The sequence below is a fragment of the Mesoflavibacter zeaxanthinifaciens subsp. sabulilitoris genome (assembly GCF_014191595.1).
Classification (GTDB): domain Bacteria; phylum Bacteroidota; class Bacteroidia; order Flavobacteriales; family Flavobacteriaceae; genus Mesoflavibacter; species Mesoflavibacter zeaxanthinifaciens.
The window spans coordinates 1-11,854 of sequence record NZ_JACHWV010000003.1; the positions used below are offsets into that span (position 1 = coordinate 1).

An 11,854-nucleotide genomic window follows, 5' to 3' on the forward strand; every position below is an offset into this window, starting at 1 on the left:
ATCGATTTTTACCGTTTCCAGCAAAAATCTTACGCTGTCAATTCAATATGTTTATGAACTTTTTCTTAATTCTTAAGACGTTTATTTCCTAAGCGGGTGCAAATATAAAACAAGTTTTTAAACCTTGCAAACTTTTTTTAAAAAAAAATTTAAAATTTTTTTTCACCGTTTTGCTTAATCAATATTTTATCTAGAACTTTCTCGAAATCTTATCCCTGATTGCTCAGTTGTTATTGTTTCGGGGTGCAAATATAAGACCCTTTTTCATTCCCACAACCCTTTTTTGAAACTTTTTTTGCTTTTTTTTTACTCTTGCTTTTTAACACCTTGTTTTCAGTGTTTTACAACTTAACTTTTTTTTATCTTTTTTTTAAATCTGTTTTTTCAACCTATATAATACACTTAATGCTCCTTTTAAATCTTATACTTTTATGTAGAGTATACATATATTGTTACGTACTATATGTTATATAACTCAAATTAACACTCCTCTTATATTATACTTTTAATTTATAATTAGGAATTACTCTTGTTAATATTAAGGAAGACTCTAAAATATCTTGCTTATATTTATTCGATATGAAATAATACCACATAAAAAACTAATGATATTGTTACATACATTTATATTGCTTCTCTATTATTATACTACTATATTTGTATCCTAATTTAAATAATTCATGATAAATATTACTTTACCTGATGGTAGTGTTAAAGCCTTTAATATAGGATCTACCCCAATGGATGTTGCTAAAAGCATTAGTGAAGGTTTAGCTAGAAACGTAATTTCAGCAAACTTTAATGGTACAACTATAGAAACTTCTACAAAATTAACCACCGATGGTTCTCTTGTGCTTTACACCTGGAATGATGATGAGGGTAAAAAAGCATTCTGGCATAGTTCTGCACATGTACTTGCTCAAGCTTTAGAAGAATTATATCCTGGATGCAAGTTAACCATAGGTCCTGCTATAGATAATGGCTTTTATTATGATGTAGATTTTGGAGAGAACGTGGTTAGTGATAAAGATTTTAAAAGTATAGAAAATAAAATGCTTGAAATTGCTAGAGGTAAACATAATTTTAATATGCGTACTGTTAGTAAATCTGATGCACTATCTTTATATAAAGACAATAGATATAAGACAGAATTAATAAAAAATTTAGAGGATGGCGAAATAACATTTTGTGATCACTCTACTTTTACAGATTTATGTCGAGGAGGACACATACCTAATACTGGTATTATAAAAGCTGTCAAAATATTGTCTGTTGCAGGAGCTTATTGGCGTGGTGATGAAAACAACCCTCAATTAACACGTGTATATGGTATTTCATTTCCTAAACAAAAGGATTTAAAAGAATATTTGGAACTTTTAGAAGAAGCTAAAAAGCGTGACCATAGAAAACTTGGTAAAGAATTAGGGTTATTTGCTTTTTCACAAAAGGTGGGACAAGGTTTACCTTTATGGCTTCCTAAAGGTGCTGCTTTAAGAGAACGATTAGAAAACTTCTTAAAAGCTGCTCAAAAAAAAGCTGGTTATGAGATGGTTGTCACACCTCATATTGGCCAAAAAGAACTTTATGTTACTTCTGGTCATTACGCCAAATACGGTGAAGATAGTTTTCAACCAATAACAACACCTAAAGAAGATGAGGAATTCTTATTAAAACCAATGAATTGTCCTCATCACTGCGAAATATACAACAACACACAATGGTCCTATAAAGATTTACCAAAACGTTATGCTGAGTTTGGGACTGTATATAGATATGAGCAAAGCGGAGAATTACATGGGTTAACACGTGTAAGAGGCTTTACTCAAGATGATGCGCATATTTTCTGTACGCCAGACCAATTGGATCAAGAGTTTAAAAATGTAATAGACTTAGTGTTATATGTATTTGGATCTTTAGGTTTTGAAAACTTTACAGCACAAGTATCTTTACGTGACCCTGAAAAACCAGAAAAATACATAGGAAGTGACGAAAATTGGGAGAAAGCAGAAAAAGCAATCCTAAATGCAACAAAAGAGAAAAATTTAAATTATATTATAGAAACAGGTGAAGCTGCCTTTTACGGACCTAAACTAGATTTTATGGTAAAAGACGCTTTAGGTAGACAATGGCAATTAGGCACTATACAAGTAGACTATAATTTACCAGAACGATTTGACCTTACATATAAAGGAAGTGATAACGAATCGCACAGACCTGTAATGATTCACCGTGCACCATTTGGAAGTCTAGAAAGATTTATAGCAATATTACTAGAACATACAGGAGGAAATTTCCCACTTTGGTTAATGCCAACACAAGTTTCTGTGTTAACTCTTAGTGAAAAATATGAAAATTACGGTCAAAATGTTTTAACTTTGCTAGAAAATCACGAAATTCGCGCCCTTATAGATAATAGAAGCGAGACTATTGGTAAAAAGATTAGAGAGGCAGAAATGAATAAAACGCCTTACATGATTATCATAGGAGAGCAAGAAGAAAAAGAAAATAAAATTTCTGTAAGACAACACGGAGGTGAAGATTTAGGCACGATTAGTGTAGATGAATTTGCAGAAATTATTAAAAAAGAAATTAATAAAACAAAAAAACAATTTTAAATTTAAGTTTAACTAAAAACGAAAAGCCATAGCAATACGTAGAAAAAGATCAAGAGGACCAGCAAGAGTTATTAAAGAAGACCAACACAGAATTAACTCTAAAATTAGAGCAGAAAAAGTACGTGTAGTCGGAGATAATGTAGAAGTAGGTATTTACCCAATTAAAAAAGCTTTAGCAATAGCAGAAGAGCAAGAACTTGATTTGGTAGAAATCTCACCTAAAGCAGATCCACCAGTTTGTAAAGTAATGGATTATAAGAAATTTCTTTACGAACAGAAAAAACGTGAAAAAGCTTTAAAAGCTAAAGCATCTAAAGTTGTTATTAAAGAAATAAGATTTGGTCCTCAAACAGACGATCATGATTATGAATTTAAGAAAAAACACGCAGAAAAGTTTTTAAAAGACGGTGCAAAACTAAAAGCATTTGTATTCTTTAAAGGACGTTCTATAGTGTTTAAAGAGCAAGGACAAATATTATTATTACGTTTAGCTCAAGATTTAGAAGAATTTGGAAAAGTAGAACAAATGCCTAAACTTGAAGGAAAACGTATGACAATGTTTATTGCTCCAAAAAAATAATTAAACTCTTAATAAGAGTCAAAATAATATAAGCGAAATAATAAAAACTAGGAAACAAAATGCCTAAAATGAAAACAAAATCTAGTGCTAAGAAGCGTTTTAAGCTTACTGGTACTGGTAAAATTAAAAGAAAGCACGCGTTTAAAAGTCACATCTTAACAAAGAAGTCTAAAAAACGTAAGTTAGCTTTAACTCACGATGCATTAGTACATGATGCAGATGAGAACAATGTTAAAATCATGTTACGTTTAAAGTAACAAGACTTTAACCGGTTAAAATTATTTATAAACCCTGGAGTTAGGCTCAATCAAAGTGTTAAACAATTAACCGCCTACTACAAAAAAACAATTAAATTATGCCTAGATCAGTAAATTCTGTAGCTAAAAGAGCCAGAAGAAAAAAGGTGCTTAAACAAGCAAAAGGTTACTTTGGACGTCGTAAAAACGTTTGGACAGTAGCAAAAAATGCGGTTGACAAAGCTATGCAATATGCATACAGAGACCGTAGAAACAAAAAAAGAACATTCCGTGCATTATGGATTACGCGTATTAACGCAGGTGCAAGATTACACGGTATGTCTTATTCTCAGTTTATGGGTAAATTAAAAGCTAATAATATCGAATTAAACCGTAAGGTTTTAGCAGATTTAGCTATGAACAACCCAGAAGCTTTTGAAGCAATTGTGAATAAAGTAAAATAAGGCTTTTTGCCAATTGTATAACAATACTTCGCTTATATAAATTAAATCCGATTCTTTTTTGAATCGGATTTTTTTATTCACCTAACTTTAAAAATTGAATTTATGAAATTATCTCAAGTCAAACTTGTAGTCTCTGATATGGATGGGACATTACTGAACAATCAAGGAGAAGTAAGTCAAAACTTTTTTAATATATTTGAAGCTTTAAAAAAAGAAAACATACACTTTGTTGCCGCAAGTGGTAGACAGTATTTTAGTATTACAGAAAAGCTTAATGGTATAGCAAACGACATTACCATTATTGCAGAAAATGGAGCTATAACAAAACAGCAAGGTAAAGATTTGCTTTTAATCAAAATTCCTAAAGAAGAAATAAAAGATTTAATTTTACTACTAAGATCTTTTGATGATATTGAAATTGTTCTTTGCGGAAAAAAGTCTGCTTATATCGAAACAAAAAATGAAAGTTTTATAAACTTCTTCAAGGAGTTTTACTCCAAATACAAACAAGTAGAAGATTTAACATCTATTGAGAATGATGACTTTTTAAAAATAGCAGTTTACTGTAAACATGGATCTGAAGAACAATTATACCCGCATGTAAAACATCTAGAAGCAGATTATAAAGTAAAAGTTTCTGGTCAAGTTTGGTTAGATATTTCTCATCAAAATGCTAATAAAGGATTTGCTTTATCACAACTTCAAAATAATTTAGGTATTACTACTGAAGAAACAATGGTTTTTGGAGATTATAATAATGATTTAGAAATGATGGAACGTTCCTACTATAGCTATGCAATGGAAAACGCACATCCAAATGTAAAAAAAGCAGCTAGATTTATAACAAAAAGCAATAATGAAGCTGGTGTAGAGATGGTATTAGCTTCACTATTAGAAAAGATAAAACTTTCTAAACAAGGTTAACAGCGTATATTTTAACTAGTTCCTCTTTTCCTTTTAGAGGAATTTCACCTATTGATTTTATATCATATTTCTGAAGGTTATACATGGTTTTGTATAAACTTTCAGAAATTAATAATGATTGTTCATACTTATTACACTCACCTTGTATTCTTGCTGTAGTATTAATAACATCTCCATGATAAGCAATTTCCTTTTTTACAGTACCAACTTCTGTTACTATTAATTTACCACCGTGTAAACCTGCTTTAAATGTTGGTATTACTCCAAATTGTTTTAAATACCATTTCTCCTTTTTTTTAAGTACTTCTTTATATTTATAAAACAGTTTTATACAATTATTTTGATGTACACCTCTTTTATAAGTCCAACTTAATACAGCTTCATCCCCAACATATTGATAGATTTCTGCATCGTACCGTCCAATAACTCGGTTTAAATCATAAAAACAGCTTTGTATTAATTTACTGTATTTATAATGTCCTAATTGTTCTGCTAACTTGGTCGAATCTTTTAAATCTAAAAACATAAAAACGCGTCGTTCTTCTCTTGGCTTTCTATATTTTCCTATTAAAAAATTAAAAAAGACACCTTGACCAAATTTTTCATTGGCTATTTTAATAAATGTAAAAACTTGAGAACAGATAATAAAATACCCAACCAACAACCAAAACACTTGGTTTTGTTGCCACCAACCTAAATCGTTAGATAAATTTAAATCTAGCTCTACTTCTGCTCTAGCATATATAATTGATAAGAACAAAATCATACCAACTAAATACACTAAAAATTTTAAGAAAATTATAATTGAAAGCGATAGGTTTTTAGCTACAAATTTGTCAAAAACAAACTCTACAATAGCATACAAAAGACCTATTAAACCTCCTAAGTACAACCCAAACTTTAAGAGTTTTGCAAAAGAAAAATCAGTTATTGCAATACCTTCTTCTGCTCCTATTGCAAAATATCTTATAGTGATAAATAAACAAAATGCTCCAGACCAGAATAAAGTGGTAGAAAATAGTAGTTTTATAAATTGAACAAAATAATATCTCAATTGTTTTTTATTTAGAAATCTCGTCTATTGCAGCCTTAAATTCTGCCCAATTTATTTGCTTGTCTCCATCTTTATCGTAACCTTCAATAAGCTTACTTGCAACAATACCTCTTATAAAACCACTAATTTCAGCTTGTTTTAAAAGTTCTTTAATTTCTGAAATAGATAATGTTTTATTGCCATCTTTATCAAAAAAAGCAAATGCTTCTTCTGGAGTTTTAAAATGGTTAGTGATTAGTATTTCTATTTTTTTTAAAATGGTTTCCTTGGTTGACATATTACTTTCCTTTTTAATAAAGATACAAAATGAAAGTTTGCAAGATTGTAAAGAAACGTTAATTACCAAATACTGTTACTACAACTGTTCTACTACCTCCGTAATTACGATGTTCACACAAATAAATACCTTGCCAAATCCCTAAATTGAGTTTTCCGTTTGTTATAGGAATAGTTACAGAAGCTCCAAATAATGACGCTTTAATATGTGCTGGCATATCATCTGAACCTTCATAAGTGTGTTTATAATAAGGTTCATTTTCTGGAACAAACCTATTGATGTAGCTTTCAAAATCTACTCTAACGGTTGGATCTGCATTTTCATTTATGGTCAAACTTGCAGAAGTATGTTTAATAAATACCTGAAGTTGACCAATTTTTATACTTTGAATTTCAGTTGAAATTTTATCTAAAATTTCTGAAGTAATTAAATGAAATCCTCTTTTTTGTGGTGTTAAACTTATTTCTTTTTGAAAAAATTTCATCTAAATATTAAGTTTTCTGCTTTTTCTTTTTTGCTGCAGGAAATAACACATTGTTTAAAATTAATCTGTAGCCAGGAGATGTTGGATGCAAATCTAATTCGGTTTTTGGATCACCAACTTTATGTGTATAATCTTCTGGGTCATGACCTCCATAAAACGTAAAAAAACCTTTACCTTTTATACCGTGTATATATTTTGCTTCTCCATTGGTCTTATTCTCGCCCATAACTAATACATTAGATTTTATTTCTTCTCTGTCAAAAGAAGTGGTTTGTCCCATAAAACCTTTAACCAACGCAGTATGATTTTGACATAACATGGTTGGAATTGGATCCCATTTTGCTGAAAAATCCATTAAAGAAAAGTAGTCTGTTTCTTTAGGTATTTTACGTTTTGTAGTCATATCTATACTAGAAAATTCGTAAACCAATGGGTTACGCTCTAAAGTAAAATCTTTAAAAGCAAAGGTTTTATTGAAATCAATTTTTGCTTGATAATTTGCATCGCTTGCATCGCCGTCAAACATTAGTTCGCAAATATCTACGCCGTCTGCAGATAATGCAATATCAAAACTATCTGTTGCGCTACACATAGCAAACATAAATCCGCCACCAACTACGTAATCTCTTATTTTTAAAGCTACATCTCGTTTTTCTTCAGAAACTTTTTTGTAACCTAATTTTGTAGCTAAGGCTTCTGCTGATTTTTTTTCTTCAATATACCAAGCAGCTTGCCTATATCTAGCATAAAATTTACCATATTGACCTGTAAAATCTTCATGATGAAGATGTAACCAGTCATAAAGTAATAATTCGTCTTTTAAAACTTCTTCATCATATACAGTTTCATAAGGTATTTCTGCATAAGTTAATACCATTGTTACAGCATCATCCCAAGGTAATTTTCCTTTAGGTGTATAAACAGCAATTTTAGGAGCTTTTTCTAAAACTACTGCTTCCATATTTTTACTTGGACTGCTTATTTCTTTTAAAATACTTTCGGCTTTAACATCAGAAATGACTTCAAAACTTACGCCTCTTATTTGACATTCGCGTTGAATTCTTTCTGAATCTGGTAATAAAAAAGAACCACCACGATAATTAAGTAACCATTTAACTTTTAGTTGCTGGCTTAAAGTCCAATACGTAATACCATAAGCTTTTAAGTGATTTTTTTGCGTATCTGCATCCATAGGAATTAGAACATATGACGCAAAACTTTGAAACGTGATTGATAAAAAAAGTATTAAAAAAAGTGTTTTCTTCATAGATGAAAGATAAACAAAAAAAGTGCTTTTTTTAATTTTTTAATATCATTTTAAGTAAGGTTTAAGAACCTGAAAGTATATCTGAAATTATTTTTGTTCGAGGAAACTGTTCTAAAATTATTTTAATAAAAACAGTAATAGGAATTGCCATAATTAAACCTGGTACGCCCCATATAAATCCCCAAAACATAAGCATTACTAAAACTGCAATAATATTTATAGAAAATGATTTTCCCATAAAAATTGGTTCTAAAATAGCGCCAAATAATATTTGAACAGATGTAATAGAAATAATAAAAAAGAGTAAAATACTAGATATTTCTAATTCTACAAAAGCAAAAATAGATAATAAAATTACGGTAATAAAAGAGCCTACCATTTGCACAAAATTGATAATAAATGCAAATAAGCCCCAAAATATAGGAAAACTAACATCAAAAAAGTAACACGCTAAACCAGTACCAATACCAGTAAGAAAACTAACCAAAAACTTAACTTTTATAAATTTTATTAAGTCTTTTTCAATCTTTCTAAAGGTTTTTATAGAAGTGTGTTTTTGTTTTAAAAGTGTTCTATTAATTAATCGCTCTACATTAATAGATTCTGCTAACCACAATACCACAAAAAATGTTGTAGTAAGTAAAGCTGTTAAAAATTTAGAAATAAAGCTAACTGTTGGAGATAAGTTATTTAAAATAACATCTTTATTTAAATACTTATTTATAGTCTTTACTCCTTCTACTTGTTGAATTCCAAAAAAAGATTCGAGGCTACCAACTAAACTATTTATTTTTAATTGAGCTTTATCAAAAAAGTGAGAATCTGAAGTTAATATTTCTTTACTTGATAATTTAATTAACTCTATACCCATCCAAACTCCTGCAACTATAAGTAATAAAACTAATACTATACTTAAATATTTAGGTACTTTACGTCTTCTTAAATTTCTTAATATAGGTAAGAATAATAATGCAATGAACATTGAAAACACTAATGGAATAAAGATAAATGACAAAATCTTTAAAAGATAGAATAGTATTGGAATTACAATTATTAAAAGTAAATAATTAGTAGTTTTTATTTTATCCATCGTTGGTCGTTGTTGCTAAAAATGTATTAATTAAAATGGTACATCATTATCTTCATCTGGTGCTCCAAAAGCATCATTAGCAGATGGGAAATTAGATTGTGGGAAAGGATCATCATTTGTTTCATTCATTTTACTATGATATTCTTGTCCAAAAGGTGTATCAAAGTCGTCTAAATTGTCAAACTTACCAAGATGACCAATAAATTTAAGCCTTATGTTTTCTAGTCCACCATTACGGTGTTTTGCAACAATAAATTCTGCTTGACCTTCTGTTGGTGATCGTTCTTCATCATCCCATTCGTCAATCTTATAATATTCTGGACGATAAATAAAACTTACAATATCTGCATCTTGCTCGATTGCTCCAGATTCACGTAAATCTGATAATAATGGACGTTTACTTCCTCCACGTGTTTCTACCGCACGGGATAACTGTGATAAAGCAATTACTGGTACACTTAACTCTTTAGCTAAAGCTTTTAAGTTACGTGAAATGGTTGAAATTTCTTGCTCACGGTTACCACCTGTACCAGACGCTGTCATTAACTGCAAATAATCAATAATAATCATTTTTATACCATGTTGTGACGCTAGACGTCTAGCTTTTGCACGTAGGTCAAAAATTGAAAGCGAAGGTGTATCGTCAATAAAAAGTGGTGCTTTTTCTAAAGATTTTACTTTTACGTTAAGTTGTTCCCACTCGTGTTTTTCTAGTTTTCCTGTTCTTAATTTTTCTGAAGATAATCCTGTTTCACTAGAAATTAGACGAGTAATTAACTGTACAGATGCCATCTCTAATGAGAAAAACGCCACGGGTATGTTAGAGTTTACGGCAATATTACGTGCCATAGTTAGCGTTAATGCAGTTTTACCCATACCTGGTCTTGCTGCTACGATAATTAAATCACTTTCTTGCCAACCAGAAGTTAACTTATCTAGTTTATCGAAACCAGAAGGAATACCACTCATTCCTTCTTTTTTAGAGATTTCTTCAATTTTCTTTTTTGCTTGTATTACAAGATCTTGAGCAGTTTCACTAGATTTTTTAATGTTACCTTGTGTAACTTCGTATAATTTAGATTCTGCACTATCTAACAGATCAAAAACATCTTTAGTTTCGTCATAGGCATCTTCAATAATTTCACTTGAAATTTTAATCAAGCTTCGCTGAATATATTTTTGTAAAATAATACGTGCATGAAACTCGATATGCGCAGAAGAAGATACTTTTTGCGTTAAAGATATTAAGTAAAAGTCACCACCAACCATATCTAACTTACCGTTAGTCTTTAATTGTGTTGAAACTGTTAATAAGTCTATTGGTTGGCTTTCTTGAAACAGCATAAAGATAGCTTCAAAAATGTGTTGATGTGCTTCTTTATAGAATGCTTCTGCGCTTAAAATATCAATAACTTCATCTACACCTTTTTTATCAATCATCATAGCACCTAAAACTACTTCTTCTAAGTCAATAGCTTGTGGTGGCACCTTACCTCTTTCTAGATTTATCAAGGTGCTTTTATCTACTTGGTAACCTTTTAATTGATTTGGTTGTTTCATTTATTGATATAAAATAATAGATTAAAATATAACGATTTACAGTTAATTTTTTGAGTGTAAATCTCAAGAAATTTGATTTTTTTTTCGAGTTAACGAAAGTAAATAAATTGTTAAGAAAACCTTAATTAGAAATTGAGCTAATCTCAACAGGTCATTAACAATACGGTTGTTAATAACTCATTTTTTTTGTTAATAAGCACAAAAAAATCTGAAACTCAAGTTTCAGATTTTTTGAGCAAATGATTTTATAAGGGTTAACCTTTAAATACACCCATTTCAGAATATTTTTCAATTCTTTTATTTACTAAATCTTTTGGTGATAAGTTTTTAAACTCTTCATAAGCATCTTCAATTGCTTTGCTTACTGTTTTAAAAGTTGTCTCTCTATCTGTATGAGCACCACCTAATGGTTCTTTAATAATATCGTCAACTATCTTAACTTTTTTCATGTCTTTTGCTGTTAACTTTAAAGCTTCAGCTGCTTGCTCTTTAAATTCCCAGCTTCTCCATAAGATTGAAGAACAAGATTCTGGAGATATTACAGAATACCATGTATTTTCTAGCATCATAATCTTATCTCCTACACCAATACCCAATGCACCACCAGAAGCACCTTCACCAATAACTATTGTTATAATTGGTACTTTTAATCTAGTCATTTCTAAAATATTTCTTGCAATAGCTTCTCCTTGTCCACGCTCTTCTGCTTCTAATCCTGGATATGCACCTGGTGTATCTAAAAGTGTCACTACTGGTATTCCAAATTTTTCTGCAGATTTCATTAAGCGTAATGCTTTACGATATCCTTCTGGATTAGCCATACCAAAGTTACGGTATTGTCTTGTTTTGGTATTATATCCTTTTTGCTGACCAATAAACATATATGTTTGGTCTCCTATTTTACCTAATCCACCAATCATAGCCTTATCATCTTTAAAACTTCTATCTCCATGAAGTTCTAAAAAACTATCGCCACAAATAGCATTTATATAGTCTAATGTATAAGGTCTATTTGGATGACGTGACAGTTGTACACGCTGCCAAGGTGTAAGGTTTTTATAAATTTCTTTTTTTGTTGCTAGTAGCTTTTTTTCTATTTGTTTACAGGTTTGAGTCACATCTACATCACTCTCTTCTCCAATGACTTGACACTTATCTAATTGCTCTTCTAGCTCTTTAATTGGTAATTCAAATTCTAAATATTCCATAGGGAATGTGTCTTTTAGTTTATTTGTTAGCGCACAAAATTACATTTTTTTAGTTGAAATAAAGCCAATATTTTTAAAAATTGGCTTCTTTTATA

General features: G+C 30.1%; 12 protein-coding genes. 5 read left to right on the forward strand and 7 right to left on the reverse strand.

Annotated elements, in window-relative coordinates:
- Positions 1-680: 680 nt before the first annotated feature.
- The 5 genes from thrS (at position 681) to FHS04_RS04785 (ending at position 4,819) form a co-directional block, all read left to right on the forward strand.
- Positions 681-2,615, forward strand: a complete 1,935-nt coding sequence (gene thrS, locus FHS04_RS04765) for a threonine--tRNA ligase (protein WP_106679658.1) — start codon at positions 681-683, stop codon at positions 2,613-2,615.
- 70 nt (positions 2,616-2,685) lie between these two features.
- Entirely contained in the window at positions 2,686-3,195 is a 510-nt protein-coding gene (gene infC, locus FHS04_RS04770) for a translation initiation factor IF-3 (protein WP_262497780.1), read from the forward strand.
- 59 nt (positions 3,196-3,254) lie between these two features.
- Positions 3,255-3,452, forward strand: coding sequence for a 50S ribosomal protein L35 (gene rpmI, locus FHS04_RS04775; RefSeq protein ID WP_027879972.1), 198 nt, complete (start codon positions 3,255-3,257; stop codon positions 3,450-3,452).
- 98 nt (positions 3,453-3,550) lie between these two features.
- The gene (rplT, locus tag FHS04_RS04780; protein WP_027879973.1) at positions 3,551-3,895 is read left to right on the forward strand and encodes a 50S ribosomal protein L20; all 345 of its coding nucleotides are present in this window, start codon (positions 3,551-3,553) and stop codon (positions 3,893-3,895) included.
- A 102-nt stretch (positions 3,896-3,997) separates the two neighbouring features.
- Complete coding sequence (locus FHS04_RS04785; RefSeq protein WP_106679654.1) at positions 3,998-4,819, forward strand: HAD family hydrolase; 822 nt, start codon at positions 3,998-4,000, stop codon at positions 4,817-4,819.
- Here FHS04_RS04785 and FHS04_RS04790 read toward each other — a convergent pair.
- The 7 genes from FHS04_RS04790 to FHS04_RS04820 form a co-directional block, all read right to left on the reverse strand.
- Positions 4,806-5,873, reverse strand: coding sequence for an adenylate/guanylate cyclase domain-containing protein (locus FHS04_RS04790; protein ID WP_106679651.1), 1,068 nt, complete (start codon positions 5,871-5,873; stop codon positions 4,806-4,808). The genes FHS04_RS04785 and FHS04_RS04790 overlap by 14 nt on opposite strands.
- Positions 5,874-5,880: 7 nt before the next feature.
- Positions 5,881-6,150, reverse strand: coding sequence for an EF-hand domain-containing protein (locus FHS04_RS04795; RefSeq protein WP_027879976.1), 270 nt, complete (start codon positions 6,148-6,150; stop codon positions 5,881-5,883).
- 58 nt (positions 6,151-6,208) lie between these two features.
- Complete coding sequence (locus FHS04_RS04800; RefSeq protein WP_106679649.1) at positions 6,209-6,634, reverse strand: secondary thiamine-phosphate synthase enzyme YjbQ; 426 nt, start codon at positions 6,632-6,634, stop codon at positions 6,209-6,211.
- Between the two features lie 7 nt (positions 6,635-6,641).
- A complete protein-coding gene (locus FHS04_RS04805) occupies positions 6,642-7,901 on the reverse strand; it encodes an asparagine synthetase B (RefSeq protein WP_181256124.1) in 1,260 nt (419 codons plus the stop codon).
- A gap of 61 nt (positions 7,902-7,962) precedes the next feature.
- Positions 7,963-8,991, reverse strand: coding sequence for an AI-2E family transporter (locus FHS04_RS04810; protein ID WP_106679643.1), 1,029 nt, complete (start codon positions 8,989-8,991; stop codon positions 7,963-7,965).
- 30 nt (positions 8,992-9,021) lie between these two features.
- Positions 9,022-10,551, reverse strand: coding sequence for a replicative DNA helicase (gene dnaB, locus FHS04_RS04815; protein WP_027879980.1), 1,530 nt, complete (start codon positions 10,549-10,551; stop codon positions 9,022-9,024).
- A gap of 254 nt (positions 10,552-10,805) precedes the next feature.
- Complete coding sequence (locus FHS04_RS04820) at positions 10,806-11,759, reverse strand: acetyl-CoA carboxylase carboxyltransferase subunit alpha (protein WP_106679641.1); 954 nt, start codon at positions 11,757-11,759, stop codon at positions 10,806-10,808.
- Positions 11,760-11,854: the final 95 nt, after the last annotated feature.